This window comes from Pseudomonas sp. 02C 26, assembly GCF_002843585.1.
Lineage (GTDB): Bacteria > Pseudomonadota > Gammaproteobacteria > Pseudomonadales > Pseudomonadaceae > Aquipseudomonas > Aquipseudomonas shirazensis.
This window is the reverse complement of record NZ_CP025262.1, coordinates 4,540,731-4,555,766: the sequence shown is the minus strand read 5'-3', so window position 1 is coordinate 4,555,766 and position 15,036 is coordinate 4,540,731. Positions and strand designations below refer to the sequence as shown.

The 15,036-nt window shown below is 64.7% G+C and carries 15 protein-coding genes; 7 read left to right on the top strand and 8 right to left on the bottom strand.

Annotated elements, in window-relative coordinates; all coding sequences use genetic code 11:
* The first annotated feature begins 34 nt into the window (after positions 1-34).
* Complete coding sequence (gene amn, locus CXQ80_RS20715) at positions 35-1,522, top strand: AMP nucleosidase (RefSeq protein WP_178080798.1); 1,488 nt, start codon at positions 35-37, stop codon at positions 1,520-1,522.
* A gap of 6 nt (positions 1,523-1,528) precedes the next feature.
* Positions 1,529-2,161 carry a pseudouridine synthase gene (locus CXQ80_RS20710; RefSeq protein WP_101322239.1) on the top strand — a complete coding sequence of 211 codons (633 nt, stop codon included), beginning with the start codon at positions 1,529-1,531 and terminating at the stop codon, positions 2,159-2,161.
* 18 nt (positions 2,162-2,179) lie between these two features.
* Here CXQ80_RS20710 and CXQ80_RS20705 read toward each other — a convergent pair whose 3' ends face one another.
* Positions 2,180-2,383: a DUF2788 domain-containing protein gene (locus CXQ80_RS20705; protein ID WP_101322238.1), complete on the bottom strand. Its 204-nt coding sequence runs from the start codon at positions 2,381-2,383 to the stop codon at positions 2,180-2,182.
* A 55-nt stretch (positions 2,384-2,438) separates the two neighbouring features.
* Complete coding sequence (locus tag CXQ80_RS20700) at positions 2,439-2,915, bottom strand: Lrp/AsnC family transcriptional regulator (protein WP_101322237.1); 477 nt, start codon at positions 2,913-2,915, stop codon at positions 2,439-2,441.
* 390 nt (positions 2,916-3,305) lie between these two features.
* Between CXQ80_RS20700 and CXQ80_RS20695 the strand changes: the two genes are divergently transcribed.
* The gene (locus CXQ80_RS20695; RefSeq protein WP_101322236.1) at positions 3,306-4,130 is read left to right on the top strand and encodes a DUF6515 family protein; all 825 of its coding nucleotides are present in this window, start codon (positions 3,306-3,308) and stop codon (positions 4,128-4,130) included.
* A 167-nt stretch (positions 4,131-4,297) separates the two neighbouring features.
* Here CXQ80_RS20695 and CXQ80_RS20690 read toward each other — a convergent pair whose 3' ends face one another.
* Together CXQ80_RS20690 and CXQ80_RS20685 are read right to left on the bottom strand one after the other, a co-directional pair.
* Positions 4,298-5,167: a cation diffusion facilitator family transporter gene (locus tag CXQ80_RS20690; RefSeq protein WP_101322235.1), complete on the bottom strand. Its 870-nt coding sequence runs from the start codon at positions 5,165-5,167 to the stop codon at positions 4,298-4,300.
* Positions 5,168-5,189: 22 nt separating this feature from the next.
* A complete protein-coding gene (locus tag CXQ80_RS20685) occupies positions 5,190-5,609 on the bottom strand; it encodes a polyribonucleotide nucleotidyltransferase (protein WP_101322234.1) in 420 nt (139 codons plus the stop codon).
* 116 nt (positions 5,610-5,725) lie between these two features.
* Between CXQ80_RS20685 and hrpB the strand changes: the two genes are divergently transcribed.
* Positions 5,726-8,254, top strand: a complete 2,529-nt coding sequence (hrpB, locus tag CXQ80_RS20680; protein WP_101322233.1) for an ATP-dependent helicase HrpB — start codon at positions 5,726-5,728, stop codon at positions 8,252-8,254.
* A gap of 10 nt (positions 8,255-8,264) precedes the next feature.
* Here the strand turns inward: hrpB and CXQ80_RS20675 are convergent, their stop codons facing one another.
* The 3 genes from CXQ80_RS20675 to CXQ80_RS20665 all read right to left on the bottom strand — a co-directional run bounded on the left by CXQ80_RS20675 (position 8,265) and on the right by CXQ80_RS20665 (position 10,705).
* The gene (locus CXQ80_RS20675) at positions 8,265-8,777 is read right to left on the bottom strand and encodes a hypothetical protein (RefSeq protein ID WP_101322232.1); all 513 of its coding nucleotides are present in this window, start codon (positions 8,775-8,777) and stop codon (positions 8,265-8,267) included.
* 108 nt (positions 8,778-8,885) lie between these two features.
* Positions 8,886-9,983 (bottom strand): endonuclease/exonuclease/phosphatase family protein, encoded by a 1,098-nt coding sequence (locus CXQ80_RS20670; RefSeq protein ID WP_101322231.1) that lies wholly within the window; start codon positions 9,981-9,983, stop codon positions 8,886-8,888.
* A gap of 65 nt (positions 9,984-10,048) precedes the next feature.
* Positions 10,049-10,705 carry a YciC family protein gene (locus CXQ80_RS20665; RefSeq protein ID WP_101322230.1) on the bottom strand — a complete coding sequence of 219 codons (657 nt, stop codon included), beginning with the start codon at positions 10,703-10,705 and terminating at the stop codon, positions 10,049-10,051.
* 153 nt (positions 10,706-10,858) lie between these two features.
* On the opposite strand from CXQ80_RS20665, the gene CXQ80_RS20660 reads away from it, so the two are divergent.
* From CXQ80_RS20660 to CXQ80_RS20650, 3 genes are all read left to right on the top strand, one after another.
* On the top strand, positions 10,859-11,608 hold the full coding sequence (locus tag CXQ80_RS20660) for a DUF2076 domain-containing protein (protein ID WP_101322229.1): 750 nt from the start codon (positions 10,859-10,861) through the stop codon (positions 11,606-11,608).
* Positions 11,609-11,662: 54 nt separating this feature from the next.
* Entirely contained in the window at positions 11,663-12,142 is a 480-nt protein-coding gene (locus CXQ80_RS20655; RefSeq protein WP_101322228.1) for an NYN domain-containing protein, read from the top strand.
* A 187-nt stretch (positions 12,143-12,329) separates the two neighbouring features.
* Positions 12,330-13,661, top strand: a complete 1,332-nt coding sequence (locus CXQ80_RS20650; RefSeq protein ID WP_101322227.1) for a DEAD/DEAH box helicase — start codon at positions 12,330-12,332, stop codon at positions 13,659-13,661.
* A 46-nt stretch (positions 13,662-13,707) separates the two neighbouring features.
* Here the strand turns inward: CXQ80_RS20650 and CXQ80_RS20645 are convergent, their stop codons facing one another.
* Positions 13,708-14,946: a TIGR03862 family flavoprotein gene (locus tag CXQ80_RS20645; RefSeq protein ID WP_101323116.1), complete on the bottom strand. Its 1,239-nt coding sequence runs from the start codon at positions 14,944-14,946 to the stop codon at positions 13,708-13,710.
* Positions 14,947-15,036 lie beyond the last annotated feature (90 nt).

The following is a 15,036-nucleotide window of genomic DNA, read 5'->3' as shown; positions in this document are numbered from 1 at the left end:
TTTGCTACCGAAGCAAGGCAAGATGGCTGCACGCATGACAGAAAACAGGAAGCCCAGCGTGAGCCAAGCGTTTGTAGTCGTTGATACCCCCGAACAGGCCGTCGACCGTCTGGCGGCCCTGCATGAACAGGCCACCGGTGCCCTCAGTCAGGCCCTCAAGCGTTACCTCAAGGACCGCACCGAACCGGACGCCGAAGAGCGCGCCCTGTACCGCTACCCAGCCTTGCGCCTGACCTACTACAGCAACGGCGAAGTCGCGGCCACCACCCGTGCCTATGGCAAGGTCCAGGTCGCTGGCACCTACAGCGTCACCGTGACCCAGCCTGAAGCCTTCCGCAGTTACCTGCTCGACCAGTTGCGGCCCCTGATGCACGACTACACGGTGACCGTGGAAGTCGGCGTCAGCGAGCAGAACATCCCCTACCCGTACGTGGTCGAGCAGGGCGATGAACTGGCCGGCACCGGCATCACCGCCGCCGCCCTGGCGCGGGTGTTCCCCAGCACCGACCTGTCGGCTGCCACCGACGATATCGCCGACGGCCTGTGGGACTGGAGCAATGCCGACAATCTGCCGCTGGCGCTGTTCGACGCCGCCCGCGTGGACTTCTCGCTGCGCCGCCTGGTGCACTACACCGGCAGCGACTGGCGCCATGTGCAGCCATGGATCCTGCTGACCAACTACCACCGCTACGTTGACCAGTTCATCGCCCATGGCCTTGAGCAGCTGCGTGACGACCCGCGCTTTGTGCGCATGGTCTTGCCCGGCAACGTGGTCATCGAAAAAGGCCTGAACGAAGGTGAGACTCAGGCGCTGGTGGCCAGCGTGGTCTGGCACCGCTTCCAGATGCCGGCCTATCACCTGATCGCCGCCGATGGCGACGGTGTGACCCTGGTCAACATCGGCGTCGGCCCGTCCAATGCCAAGAACATCACCGACCACTTGGCCGTGTTGCGCCCGCATTGCTGGCTGATGATCGGCCACTGTGGCGGCCTGCGTCAGTCGCAGACCATCGGCGATTACGTGCTGGCCCACGCCTACATGCGCCGCGACGGCATTCTCGATCGAGTGGTGCCGCCGAACATTCCTATCCCGGCCCTGGCCGAGGTGCAGATGGCGTTGCAGGAAGCGGCGGCGCAAGTCACCGGCGAGCGCGGCGACGAGCTGAAAAAACGCCTGCGCACCGGCACCGTGCTGACCTACGACGACCGCAACTGGGAGCTGCGCTGGGCCCAGGAACGGCCGCTGATCAACCTTTCGCGAGCGGTGGCGGTCGACATGGAAAGCGGCACCATCGCCGCCCAGGGTTATCGCCTGCGGGTGCCTTACGGGACCTTGCTGTGTGTCTCGGACAAACCCCTGCACAGCGAGATCAAGCTGCCAGGCTCGGCCAATGCGTTCTACAACCGCGCGGTCAGCCAGCACTTGAAAATCGGCATCGCCGCGCTGGATCTGCTGCGTACCGAGCTCAATTCGTTGCACTCGCGTAAACTGCGCAGCTTCGATGAGCCGCCGTTCCGCTGAGGATCCATGCCCCTGCCACCCCGTTCCAAGCCGCGCCGCACCCCAGCGCCGCGGCCTGCCGGCCCCCGCCGGCCGGCCAAGGCGCCACCGGCCGAGCCGCGCCTGGTGCTGTTCAACAAGCCGTTCGACGTACTGACCCAGTTCAGTGACGGCGACGGCCGCGCCACCCTCAAGGATTTCATCGATATCCCCGGGATCTATCCCGCCGGGCGTCTGGATCGCGACAGCGAAGGCTTGCTGTTGCTGACCAACGACGGTCGCCTGCAAGCGCGGATTGCCGACCCCAAGCACAAGCTGGCCAAGACCTACTGGGTCCAGGTTGAAGGTGAGCCCAGCGAGGAGCAATTGCAGCGCTTGCGCCAGGGCGTCGAGCTCAATGACGGCATGACCTTGCCAGCCGAGGCACGGCTGTTGGCCGAGCCGCAGTTGTGGCCACGCGAGCCGCCGGTGCGCTTTCGCAAGAGCGTGCCGACGGCCTGGCTGGAGCTGGTGATCCGTGAAGGGCGCAACCGTCAGGTGCGGCGCATGACCGCTGCGGTCGGCTTGCCGACTTTGCGTCTGGTGCGGGTGAAGATCGGCGACTGGACGTTGGACGGATTGGATCAGGGCTGCTGGCGCGACGCACCGCCCAAGCTGTAGCTGAGCAGGGCGTGTGCGTCAGACGCCCTCGATCATTCCCACCACCACGCTCTTGATGATGAACGCGAGCACGCCCAGGCCGAGCACGAAGAACAGGATCAGCGTGCCGAAGCGGCCTGCCTTGGATTTTTTCGCCAGGTCCCAGACGATGAATCCCATGAAACCGATGAGAATGGTCACCAGGATGATCATCATCCATTCTTCGAATTTTTCAGGATCCATCTGTGCGCTCCAGGCAGGCTCAAGCGGCGGAGTATACGCCCGGGCCCCTCAGCTGTTAACGCAGGTGGGTCAATGGCAGCTCGGTGCTGGCCAGAACCTGGTTGAGCACAAAGCTGGAACGCACGCTGGTAACGCCTTCGATGCGGGTCAGACTGCCCAGTAGCAGTTTCTGGTAATGGTCCATGTCCGGCACCACCACCTTGAGTTGATAGTCGGCGTCCATACCAGTCACCAGGCTGCACTCGAGCACCTGCGGCAGGCTGCGCACGGCGGCTTCAAACGTCTCGAAACGCTCAGGAGTATGCCGATCCATGCCGATCAAAACATAGGCGGTCAGGCTCAGGCCGAGCTTCTTGCGGTCCAGCAGTGCAACCTGGCGCGAGATGTAGCCGTCGTCTTCCAGTTGCTTGACCCGACGCGAGCACGGCGAGGGCGACAGGCCGATGCGTTCGGCCAGTTCCTGGTTGGAGATGCGCGCATCGCGCTGCAATTCGGCAAGGATGCTCAGGTCGTAGCGGTCGAGCTTGCTCATGAAAGGGGCCTTTTCTGTTCGGATTGCGGCGAATTATCAATCCAGGGTTAAAAATTGCGCAAGTGCTATTTATCTGAGCAATCTTCGCAATCCTGTGCCGGGCTCTGGCCGGTATCTTTATCAACAGAATCACTGCCCGGACATCAGTCCACGGCGACCGGCCCAGGAGGCCGCTCGCGGCCCGCGATCAACACGATCAGCCGGCCCCCGGGCTACGCTCTGTCTACCAGACGGGGTGAGGTGAGCCGGCGCCACAAGTGCCGAGCACGGACGACAATTGCAAAGGGAGGCCACTTGGCCTCCCTTTTTTATGGCTGGATTTTCATCTGCCCACGCATGCTGCGCGGTAAACTGGCGGCAGTTGCGGTTTTACTTGTCGAGAGGAATACCATGAGGTCGCGCGGCTGGCAGTTGGCAGGGGTAGGTGTGCTGGCAATGGCTATCAGCGCCGCGGTGCAGGCGCAAGGGCCTGGCGATGGCCGTGGGCCACAAGACCCGAATGGCGGCGGTAGTTCCGGCTCGTCATTGAATTCTCGGGATGAAGTACGCCAGACCGAGCAACCCCGTCAGGGTTATTACCAGGACATCCCGCGCCGTGGCCCCGACAATCGCCATTGGCAGGCGGGCGGCCCCGGTCAGCGCCCCGGTGACAACTGGTCAGGTCGCCCCGATGGTCACGGCAACGGTTGGGGGCCAGGCCCGCAGTACCACCCCGGGCAGGCGATCGACCGCTTCCCTGAGCAGCACTGGAAAGTGCCCTATCGCGGCCGCGATTATTTCTACTCCGGTGGCTACTGGTATCAGCCGCAGGGACCGCGCTACGTAGTGGTGCGCCCACCTTACGGCGTGCGCGTCGGTTACCTGCCGCCGTATGCGCGAGAAGTCTGGCGCGGCGGTGCGCTGTTCTTTCTGGTCGCTGACACCTACTACCAATACCTGGCCGACAGTCGCGAGTACGTGGTGGTGAATCCACCGGTCAGCCAACCGGTGCCGCCGTTGCAGGCCAGCAGTGGTTATGACGTGGTCGCTTACCCAAGCTACGGGCAAAACCAACAGCAGCAGGATCAGGACCGCTATCAGTGCCATCGCTGGGCTGTCGAGCAGTCCGGCTTTGATCCGGCCCAGGCCAGCTATGCGCCGGCGGCAAATGTCGCCGACCTGTATCGGCGCTCGCTTGGGGCGTGTTTGAGTGGGCGTGGGTACAGCATCAACTGATAGCGCTCGTTTCTGATTCGAATATGTCGGGGGCTGCTTTGCAGCCCTTTCGCGACACAAGGCAGCTCCTACAGTTGACCGCGCAAGCCAGGCGTTACGTGGTCCCTGTAGGAGCGGCCTTGTGTCGCGAAAGGGGCGCAGAGCGCCCCCTGGCTTCCTGACTGACATCACAGCGGGTCGGCATGCACCATCACATCCGCCTGTGGGTAGCGCTCGCGGATCACTGCCGAGGCTTGCACGCACAGCTCATGGGCATCATGCAGTGACAGCGTGCCGGGCAGCTCAAGGTGCAGTTGCACAAACCAGTAGCTGCCGGACACGCGCGTACGCAGATCATGCGCGCCGAGCACCCCGGGGATGGCCGTGACCAGCGCCAGCATCTGCTCGGCCACATCGCCGGGCAGCTCCTTGTCCATCAGGATCGCCGTACTTTCCCGAGCAATCTGCACTGCACTCCAGAGGATATACAAGGCAATGCCCAGGCCGAACAGCGCGTCCAGCTGCGGCCAGCCATAACCGGCCAGCAGCAACGCCAGCAGGATGCTGCCGTTGAGCAACAGGTCGGAGCGGTAATGCAGGGAATCGGCACGCACTGCGGTCGAGCCGGTGGCCTTGATCACTTTGCGCTGCAGCGCCAGCAGGGCCACGGTCAGCACCAGCGATAACACCATCACACCGATACCGGCCGCCGTATCACCCAGCGGCTGCGGTGATTGCAGGCGACTCACCGCCTGCACCCCGATCAGCACCGCACTGGCGCCGATGAACAGGGCCTGGGCCATGCCGGCCAGCGCTTCGGCCTTGCCATGGCCAAAGCGGTGATCGTCGTCGGCCGGGCGCAGGGCGTAGTGCACTGCCAGCAAGTTGAGCAGCGAGGCCACCGCATCCAGCGCCGAGTCGGTCAGCCCGGCCAGCAGGCTGACCGAGTCGCTCAGCCACCAGGCAATCGCCTTGCTCACCACCAGAATGCAGGCCACAGCCAGCGAAGCGCGAGTGGCCAGGCGGAGCAAGCGTTGCTGTTCGGCAGTGGGCGTCATGCGTTGAGCATCCTGCGAAGTGTCAGGCGGCCGGGATCAGGCCGTAGCTGGCCAACTGCTCGACGCTGCCGCGGTGCTGGATCAGGCGCGGGTCGTTGAGCGGCAGGCGCTGGCCCAGTTCGCTTTCGAGAATAGCCTGCAGCTTGCTGTTGTCGATGCTGCCATCGGCATTCACCGCCGGCTTGAGCTTGGCCGGGTCGACCTGGGCGGTGGTGCCGCCGGGGTAGTAGATCGCGCCAGTGGCAAAGTCGACACCAAAGGCGATCAAGCCCGGGATCACGTAGAACAGAATGCCGATGGCATCGAGGGCGACGATCACCGGGTCGACCTTGCCTTCGATCTGGCCACGGCGATCTGGATAGAACAACGTACCGCAGGCCGTCAGCTGGGTCAGCAGGGTGGCAACCAGGGCGCCACCGATGACGCGGGAATGAATGCGCATGTAAATCTCCGATGGAAAATCGCAACGAAACAGGCCAGCGGCCTGCTGCCGATAGTATGACCTATCGGGCCTCGCCCGGTTCGCCGTTATACTCGGCGCCTCGTTCGAGGACCACCATGATTTCATTACCAATCGATGCCGTACTGCCCGCCCTGCGCCAGGCGCTCAGCGCGCGCCACGAAGCCGTGCTGGAAGCGCCGCCCGGCGCCGGCAAGACCACCCGCGTGCCGCTGGCCCTGCTCGACGAGCCGTGGCTGGCCGGCCAGCGCATCATCATGCTCGAGCCACGCCGGCTGGCCGCCCGGGCCGCAGCCGAGCGGCTCGCCAGCGAGCTGGGCGAGCAGGTCGGGGAAACGGTCGGCTATCGGATTCGGCTGGACAGCAAGGTCGGGCCGAACACCCGCATCGAAGTGGTCACCGAAGGCATCCTGACCCGCCGGCTGCAGTCGGACCCGGCGCTGGAAGGTGTAGGCCTGCTGATTTTCGACGAGTTTCACGAGCGCTCACTGGACGCCGATCTGGCGCTGGCGCTGACCCTCAACGGGCGGGCGCTGCTGCGCGACGAGCCAGCGCTGAAAATCCTCTTGATGTCGGCAACCCTCGAAGGCGAGCGCTTGGCGCGCCTGCTCGACGACGCTCCGGTGGTCAGCAGCCAGGGCCGCATGCACCCGGTAACGATCCAGTGGGGCCGGCCGATGCAGCCGGGTGAGTTCGTCGAGCCGCGGGTGGTCGACTGCGTGCTGCAGGCGCTGGCCGATCAAAGCGGCAGCCTGCTGGTGTTTCTGCCCGGCCAGGCCGAGATCCGCCGAGTCCATCAAAGCTTGCAGGAAGCCGTCGGCGAGCGCTCCGACATCATCCTCTGCCCGCTGCACGGCGAGCTTGACCTGAACGCCCAGCGCGCCGCCATCGAGCCGCCTGCCAGCGGCCAGCGCAAGGTGGTGCTGGCGACCAACATTGCCGAAACCAGCCTGACCATCGATGGCGTGCGGGTAGTGATCGACGCCGGCCTGGCGCGGGTGCCGCGGTTTGACCCGGGCAGCGGCATGACCCGCCTCGACACTCAACGCATCTCCCGCGCCAGCGCCACCCAGCGCGCCGGGCGGGCAGGGCGGCTGGAGCCGGGCGTGTGCTACCGGCTGTGGTCCGAAGCGCAGCATGAACAATTGGCCGCCCACGGCACCGCAGAAATTCTCCAGGCCGACCTGGCCGGGCTGGCGCTGCAACTAGCGCGCTGGGGCGTGGGCCCGGACCAGTTGAGCTGGCTCGACCAGCCGCCTGCCGCTGCCTACGCCCAGTCGCAAGACCTGCTGGCCCGGCTTGGCGCCTTCAAACCGGCCAGCCGCAGCAACCTGAGTAGTCATGGCCAGGCCATGGCCGAACTGCCCGCGCATCCACGGATCGCCCATCTGTTGCTGCGCGGTCAGCAGCTGGGCCTGAGCGAAATGGCCTGTGACGTCGCCGCGCTGCTGGGCGAGCGTGACATCCAGCGCGGTGGCGGCGCTGATCTGCACAGCCGGCTGGCACTGCTCAGCGGCCAGAGCAAAGCAGTGCGCGGTGCGCAAGGCGGCGTGCAGCGTGCCCGCCAGTTGGCGCGCCAATACCGCGGTCTGCTGCGTGGCAGCGCGCAGACGCCGGTCGTCGACCCGCAGCATCCACGCTGGCTCGGTGCACTGCTGGCGCTGGCGTATCCAGACCGGGTTGCCCAACAGCGCCGTGAAGGCAGTGCCGAGTACCGTCTGGCCAATGGTCGCGCAGCGTTGTTTGCCGAGGTCGATGGGCTGATGAAGTGCCCGTGGCTGGTGATTGCCGACCTCGGCAGCCGCCAGGGCCAGCGTGAAGAACGGATCTATCTGGCTGCCGAGTTCGACCCTGAGTTGTTCGACGGCGTGCTCGCCGAACAGGTGCAAACCCTCGACCTGCTCGACTGGGATGAGCGCGAGCAGGTCCTGCGCGCCGAGCGCCAGCGCAAGGTCGGTGAGCTGGTGCTGAGCCGTGAAGCCCTGCCGGGGCTCAACGATGAAGCCCGCGCGCAGGCGCTGCTCGGGCTGGTCCGACGCAAGAGCCTGGCCTTGTTGCCGTGGACCCCGGAGCTGCGCCAGTGGCGAGCGCGGGTGGCTCTGCTGCGCCAGCTTGATATGGCACAGAACGGCGCCAGCGACTGGCCCGATCTGTCTGACCAGGCCCTGCTCGACAGCCTCGAAGATTGGTTACAGCCGTATCTGGGCAAAGTCTCGCGGCTCAGCCATTTCGCCCAACTGGATCTGTCGTCGATCCTGCGCAATCTGCTGCCCTGGCCGCTGCCGCAGCGGCTGGAAGAGTGGGCGCCGCAGCATCTGGATGTGCCTTCCGGCTCGAGCATCCGCCTGGACTACAGCGAGACACCGCCGATTCTGGCGGTGCGCCTGCAAGAGCTGTTCGGTCTGGCCGACACCCCACGCATCGCCCAGGGCCGCCAGCAGGTCAAGCTGCACCTGCTGTCGCCGGCACGCCGGCCAGTGCAGGTGACCCAGGATCTGGCCAACTTTTGGCGCATGACTTATGCCGAGGTGAAGAAAGACCTTAAAGGCCGTTATCCCAAGCACTACTGGCCTGATGATCCGCTGATCGCGCAGGCCACCGCGCGGGTCAAACCGCGAGGGACCTGAGCAGTGAGGGCTAGCTGGTTTTTTGCAGGAGGAAGGTGGCGATCTCACTTTCGCTGATATTCAGGTAGTTGAACCGGCCAGGTTGGTGATGGGGAGTGTCTTCCAAGGTACCGACTCTGTGTCCGAGGTGGTCGCGCAGATGACACAGCAGGCCTTCGTCGGTCTCTTGCAGGGGTTCAATTTTCCAGTAATCGGTCACCTCTGCGATCCAGTAGAAGCCCAGATAGCCGCTCGTGCTGACTCCCAGTCTGCGCGGTACCTGCGGGCCGGGGACTTGCTTGCTCCGGCCAGGGATGTGCAAGTGATAGTGCAAGCGGTTGTCTTCCATGGAGTGGTAGTCGAAGGAGATGATCAATGAAGGTTCATTGCCCCCCGTTTGCAGCCAGTCGTTTTCTGGGCTCACGCCCCAAGAGAACTTATCGTTCGGCTGGCTCAGCCGCAGTGGCGTATTTCGACCCTCTTCATGCAGATACAGCCTGGCGCGAAATGAATTGGCGTATGTATCGATGATGCTTGGGTTCATGGAGTGTGCCTCGCAGTGCCTAGGGTATGGGCCGCACGGTTCCGGGCGGCGTTACACCTTAGGTTGCGAGCTCAGCTCAACGGAGGCTGAAGCCTTTCCTGGCTGTGCTCATTCACCCCGAGGCGGGCGCTGCGGCTCAGGCATGGCGAGGTCGGCGCGTACGGGCAGGTGATCGGATATCTGCTCGGTGCCGTTGCCCAGCACATAGGCCTGCAAGCGCAGCAGGCGCGGGCTATGGAAGATGAAGTCGACACTGCGATCGGGCCCGCTGAGGGCCGGGTCGTTGGGGAAGTGGGTCAGCCACAGTGCCCGCTCGGCGCCGCTGGCTTCAGCATTGCTGGGGATCATCGGGTACTTGTCCCAGAGCAGGTGCAGGTCGCTGTCCGGGGCGTAGCTGCCACGCTGGGCAGGCGGCAGGCGGCGATACTGGCCTAGCGGCAACTGCTTGAAGTCGCCGCCGAGCAGCCACGGCGTACCCTGGCTTTCGAGGCGGTCGACGACCTTGCTGACGTGGTTCATCTGCCGCCTTTGCAGGTCGCTGCCGGCGCGGTAGGGCGACAGCTGGGTGTTGAGCACCGCCAGCCGGCTGCCGTCGCTCAACGGCAGATAGCTGACCTGCAACGCCGGTTGCTGCTCGAGCAGCCGGCTCAGCGGGCCGCTCACGTCATTGGGCAGTTGCAGGCGCTCGGCCTTGGCGATCGAGTAGCGACTGAGGGTAGCCAGGGTGCGGCCCACGCTGCCGAAGATATGCCGGTCGGGGACAAAGCCAGCCTGCCACTGATAGCTCTGCACGCTGCACGGGTAGAGGTCGGCCAGACGCTCGTGGAGCAGGCCGAGCTGGTCCTGGTAATCGCTGGCCTTGGCGTCTTTGTCCAGCTCCTGCAGCAGTACCACATCAGGCTGCTCGGCACGGATCACCCGCGCAACCTCATCGAGGGTGAACGCCAGGTCTTCCGCGGTGGCGCGGGTATCGCTGCCCTGGCCCTGGTCGTTCCAGAACACATAGCGCTTGCCGGCCAGGTGCTGCACGTTCCAGCTCATCACTTTCAGCGGCTGGCCGGCTTGCAAGAGTGGCGCCGGGTTCTGACAGGCGACTGGTAGCGCTTCACGCGGGGCAGGTTGCCAGCCCAGATGGTTGGCCAGCAACCAAAGCAAGGCCAGCGCCAGGAAAATCAACAACAGGACGTTGCGCAGTAGTCGGATCATCGGCTCGGCTTGTCGGTGCGAATGGCGCCAGCATACCCAAGGTGGTGGCGCCGTGTCAGCGTGGCTCAGGCGCCAGCATTGGCCTCAAGCAGCATGAAGATGCGGAACAGAACCACGCTGCTGAACAACTGCAGCAGCCCACTGAGGCTGTCCATGGCCAATTGCACGCCGCCGGCGGGGTCGGGGAAGGCCATCAGCAACAGGCCATCGAGCAACCATGCCGGTGCCAGCGAAACGAACACGCAGACCAGAATGCGCATGAAATGGCCGGTAGTCATCCGCGCGCTTTCGCGCATGGCCTGCATCAACGGCATGCCGCGCAGCACCAGCAGGTACTCGGCGAACACCAGGTTGATCATGATCCAGATGCCGGGGAACACGAACAGTGCCAGGCCGGCCATGATCAACAAGGTGCTGATCATGATCAGCAAGGCCAGCGGCGGCCACAGCTGCACGGCGCGGGCGAACAGATCGCGCTTGGCGATGTGCTGGTCTTGGCTGCGGGTGTCCAGGTAGAGGATCAGCGCCGCACTGTACAGCGGGTACAGCAGCAGGCTGACAAGCATGCCGTAGACCGGCGAGGCGCTGTCGCCGAGCTGGCGATAGAGCAGTTGGGTGGCCAGTGCCTCGAGCACGATCAACGGCAGGCAGAGCTGGACGATGCTCGCCAGGTGGCGGCGGAAAAAGTACAGGGAGTCGCGCAGAACGCTCAGCGGATTCATCAGTCAACATCGCATGGCAGTAATAGCAGGGGCGTAACTTTAGCCCACTCCGGCCCTTGCTGAAAAAAGTTTCACCCGTGCGCCGATTGAATCCCGCGCCGCCACCCCCCATCTTTGACGCATCCGATGTCCCGCCCAGCGCGTGAGGTAAGCATGAATACCGAAGAACAATCGCTGATCGATGGCCTGTTTGGCCGTATCAAGCAAGCCGAAGACCCCAACCAGCCGCGCGATGCCCAAGCCCAGGCCTGCATCGAAGCGCACCTGCGCACGCAACCTGCGGCGCCGTACTACATGGCCCAGGCGATCCTGGTGCAGGAGGCTGCGCTCAAGCAGCTGGATGAAAAGAACAAGCAGCTGGAGGCCGAGCTGAAGCAGGCCCGCGCCCAGGTCGATGCGACCCGCAGCAACACCAACAGCGGTGGCTTCCTGTCGAGCATCTTTGGTGCTGGTAGCCGCAGCCCTGATCCGCAGCCGCAGCGCCCGGCAGCACCGACAAGCGCCGGCGGTGGCTGGCGTGACCCTGCGCCTGCTGCGTACAACGCGCCACCACCAGCCCAGCAACCGCAGCAGCAGTCGGCGTTAAACGCCGCGCCGGCCCGCTCGGGTGCGTCGAGTTTTCTCGGTGGGGCCATGCAGACGGCAGCCGGAGTTGCCGGTGGCGTGCTGCTGGCGCAGGGCATCAGCAGCATGTTCCACCACAACTCGCAGCCAGACGAAGTGGTCGAGGTGATCAAGGAAGAACCAGCGCCGGCCAGTGACAGCGGCGGCTGGCAGGACCAGGGCGCGCAGCAGCAGGTGGCCGACAACGGTGGCTACGGCGCTGACCAGGGCGGCTACGCCGACACTGACTACGGCAGCGACGATGGCGGCTTCTTCAGCGACGACGACAGCTTCGTCTGACAGCTGGCATACTGCTCAGCTTTGCGGGCGCCTGCCCGCTCAGCCGAGGCCTGGATGAAAAAAATCGCGCTGTTCGCCGACGTGCAGAACCTCTACTACACCGTCCGCCAGGCCCACGGCTGCCACTTCAACTATGCAGCGCTGTGGGCCGAAGTGAGTCGCGAAGGCACCATTGTCGAAGCGGTGGCCTATGCAATTGATCGCGGCGACAGCAAGCAACAGCAGTTTCAGCAGATTCTGCGCAACCTCGGTTTCGAGGTGCGCCTCAAGCCGTATATCCAGCGCAGCGATGGCTCGGCCAAGGGCGATTGGGATGTCGGCATTACCCTGGATGTGATCGAAGCGGCCAGCCGGGTCGACCAGGTGGTGCTGGCGTCTGGCGATGGTGACTTTGATCTGCTGCTGGAGCGGGCGATTCAGCGTCACGGGGTAGAAGCAGTGGTGTATGGCACGCCGGGGTTGACGGCGTTGTCGTTGATACGCGCGGCCAGCCGCTATGTGCCGATCGAGGGGCATCTGTTGTTGCGCCACTGACCCTGCGCGATCCCTCTGTAGGAGCGGCCTTGTGTCGCGAAAGGGTCGCGCAGCGGCCCCGCCATTCTGTGGTGCTGCACAGATCCTGGGCCCGCTGCGCGCGCCTTTCGCGACACAAGGCCGCTCCTACAGGGACGTATCTCAGGTTAAACTGCCGCCTTCGCTGAACCCCCCTGACGGTATTGAAATGAATTTCGCCCAACTCGGCCTGATCGAACCGCTGCTGCGCACCTTGCAGCAGCGCGACTACTCCACCCCGACGCCCGTGCAGGCCCAGGCCATCCCCGCCGTGCTGGCTGGCCGCGACCTGATGGCCGCCGCCCAGACCGGCACCGGCAAGACCGCAGGCTTTGCCCTGCCGGTGTTGCAGCGGCTGGCGCTGGAAGGTGAGAAGGTCGCCAGCAATTCGATCCGCGCACTGATCCTGGTGCCGACCCGCGAGCTGGCCGAGCAGGTCCATGCCAACGTCCAGCAGTACGCCGAAAACCTGCCGGTCTCGACCTATGCCGTGTACGGCGGGGTCAGCATCAACCCGCAGATGATGCGCCTGCGCCGTGGTGTCGATCTGCTGGTGGCGACCCCAGGCCGGCTGCTCGACCTGTTCCGGCAAAAAGCGGTCAAGTTCGGCCAGGTGCAGATGCTGGTGCTCGACGAAGCCGACCGCATGCTCGACCTGGGCTTTGCCGAAGAACTGCAATCGGTGTACGCCGCACTGCCGCGCAAGCGCCAGACCCTGCTGTTTTCGGCGACCTTCTCCGAGCAGATCCGCATGCTCGCAGGCCTTGCCCTGAACGACCCACTGAGCATCGAAGTGAGCCCGCGCAACGCCGCTGCCAATACCGTCAAACAGTGGCTGGTGCCGGTCGACAAGAAGCGCAAGGCCGACCTGTTCTGCTACCTGCTGCGCAAGCAGCGCTGGAAGCAGGTGTTGGTGTTTGCCAAGACCCGTAACGGTGTCGATCACCTGGTCGAGCGCCTGCTCGCCGAAGGCGTAGTGGCCGACGGCATCCACGGCGATCGCCCGCAAGCGACTCGCCAGCGCGCGCTGGATACCTTCAAGGCCCGCGAGATTCAGGTGCTGGTTGCTACCGACGTGGCCGCCCGTGGCCTGGACATCGACGACCTGCCGCTGGTGGTCAACCTCGACATGCCAATCGTCGCCGAAGACTACGTGCACCGGATTGGCCGTACCGGCCGGGCCGGCAACAAAGGCGAGGCGATTTCGCTGGTATGCGCCGATGAAGTGCAGATGCTCTCGGCGATTGAAACGCTGATCCGCCAGACCCTGCCGCGCCACGAAGAACCGGACTTCATCCCCGAGCACCGGGTGCCGCTGACCGACGCCAGCGGGCAAGTGATCAAGAAACCGAAAAAGCCCAAGAAGCCCAAGGAAAACAGCGCCAAGCGTGGTCTGGGCAAATGGATGGACAGCACTGATTCGGCCGACGCCAAGCCAGCGGTGAAAGCCGTGCGCAAGGTGCCGAGCTTCAACGGTGGCCCGCGCAAGCGCAAGCCGTAAGCTGATCAGAGCCGAGCGCAGACCCTGCGTTCGGCTCGACTCTCCATCAGCGGGCGTTGAGCCACTCGGCCGCAGCCTTGCCCGCACGCAAGCCACTGGCAAAGCACGCCGTGAGCAGATAGCCGCCCGTCGGCGCCTCCCAGTCGAGCATCTCGCCAGCGCAGAACACCCCCGGTAGCTGACGCAGCATCAAGCCCTCATCCAGCCCAGTAAAACGCACCCCACCGGCACTGCTGATGGCCTCGTCCAGCGGCCGCGTGCGTACCAGCTCGATCGGCAGCGCCTTGATCGCCGCCGCCAGTGCCTGCGTGTCAGCAAACGTGGCCTGATCGGTCAGCTCACGCAACAACCCCGCCTTCACGCCATCGATGCCCAACTGACTGTGCAGATGCTTGGCCATCGAGCGCGAGCCACGTGGCTTGGCCAGGGCCTGGGCGATTTTGTCCACAGGCTTGTCTGGCAGCAGATCGAGCAGCAGGGTAGCGCGGCCCTCGCGGTTGATCGCCTCCCGTACCGGCGCCGACCAGGCATACACCAGGCTGCCTTCGACGCCTTGGGCGGTGAGGATGAATTCGCCCTTGCGCGGCGGGCTGCCGGGCATGGCCAGAGCGATGTTCTTCAGCGGTGCCCCGGCAAACTTGCCCACCAGCAGTTCGCTCCAGCCTGCTACTTCAAAACCACAGTTGCTCGGCTGCAATGGCGAGATATCCACAGCCCGCTCTGCCAGCAATGGCAGCCAGGCGCCGTCCGAACCAAGCCGTGCCCAACTGCCGCCACCCAGCGCCAGCACCACGGCATCAGCCTGTACGCTCAGTTCGCCCTGTGGATAAGCTATCCGCAGCGCGCCCTCGGCATTCCAGCCCAACCAACGATGCCGGGTGTGGATAACTACGCCGCTGTCGCGCAGGCGCTTGAGCCAGGCGCGCAGCAACGGCGCGGCTTTCATATCGGTGGGGAACACCCGCCCGGAGGTGCCGACAAAGGTCTCGATGCCGAGATCATGTATCCACTGGCGCAGCGCGTCGGCATCAAAGTCGCGTAACAGCGCGTCGATCTCGCGGCTGCGCTCGGCATAGCGGCCGACAAACGCGGGGTAGGGCTCGGAATGGGTGATGTTCATCCCGCCAACGCCCGCCAGGAGAAACTTGCGCCCCACCGACGGCATGGCGTCGAACACCTGCACCGCTGCGCCCGACGCCGCCAGGGCTTCGGCGGCCATCAGCCCGGCGGGGCCGGCACCGATAACGGCAACCAGAGGAGGGCGAGCAGGGTGAAGATCAGACATGGTCGGCGGCAACGGGCTGTGGAAAAGAGCCGGCATTCTACCCCAAGCACGCTTTCGCAAGCACTGGTCAAAAAATGATCAGTGCTTTGC

Excerpts from the sequence above, each read along its gene's own strand:
- CXQ80_RS20695 (WP_101322236.1), top strand. The coding sequence starts at position 3,306 with ATGAGGTCGCGCGGCTGGCAGTTGGCAGGGGTAGGTGTGCTGGCAATG.
- CXQ80_RS20645 (WP_101323116.1), bottom strand. The coding sequence starts at position 14,946 with ATGTCTGATCTTCACCCTGCTCGCCCTCCTCTGGTTGCCGTTATCGGT.
- CXQ80_RS20650 (WP_101322227.1), top strand. The coding sequence starts at position 12,330 with ATGAATTTCGCCCAACTCGGCCTGATCGAACCGCTGCTGCGCACCTTG.
- CXQ80_RS20685 (WP_101322234.1), bottom strand. The coding sequence starts at position 5,609 with ATGCGCATTCATTCCCGCGTCATCGGTGGCGCCCTGGTTGCCACCCTG.
- amn (WP_178080798.1), top strand. The coding sequence starts at position 35 with ATGACAGAAAACAGGAAGCCCAGCGTGAGCCAAGCGTTTGTAGTCGTT.
- CXQ80_RS20655 (WP_101322228.1), top strand. The coding sequence starts at position 11,663 with ATGAAAAAAATCGCGCTGTTCGCCGACGTGCAGAACCTCTACTACACC.
- CXQ80_RS20665 (WP_101322230.1), bottom strand. The coding sequence starts at position 10,705 with ATGAATCCGCTGAGCGTTCTGCGCGACTCCCTGTACTTTTTCCGCCGC.
- CXQ80_RS20660 (WP_101322229.1), top strand. The coding sequence starts at position 10,859 with ATGAATACCGAAGAACAATCGCTGATCGATGGCCTGTTTGGCCGTATC.
- CXQ80_RS20705 (WP_101322238.1), bottom strand. The coding sequence starts at position 2,383 with ATGGATCCTGAAAAATTCGAAGAATGGATGATGATCATCCTGGTGACC.
- CXQ80_RS20670 (WP_101322231.1), bottom strand. The coding sequence starts at position 9,983 with ATGATCCGACTACTGCGCAACGTCCTGTTGTTGATTTTCCTGGCGCTG.
- hrpB (WP_101322233.1), top strand. The coding sequence starts at position 5,726 with ATGATTTCATTACCAATCGATGCCGTACTGCCCGCCCTGCGCCAGGCG.
- CXQ80_RS20700 (WP_101322237.1), bottom strand. The coding sequence starts at position 2,915 with ATGAGCAAGCTCGACCGCTACGACCTGAGCATCCTTGCCGAATTGCAG.
- CXQ80_RS20690 (WP_101322235.1), bottom strand. The coding sequence starts at position 5,167 with ATGACGCCCACTGCCGAACAGCAACGCTTGCTCCGCCTGGCCACTCGC.
- CXQ80_RS20675 (WP_101322232.1), bottom strand. The coding sequence starts at position 8,777 with ATGAACCCAAGCATCATCGATACATACGCCAATTCATTTCGCGCCAGG.
- CXQ80_RS20710 (WP_101322239.1), top strand. The coding sequence starts at position 1,529 with ATGCCCCTGCCACCCCGTTCCAAGCCGCGCCGCACCCCAGCGCCGCGG.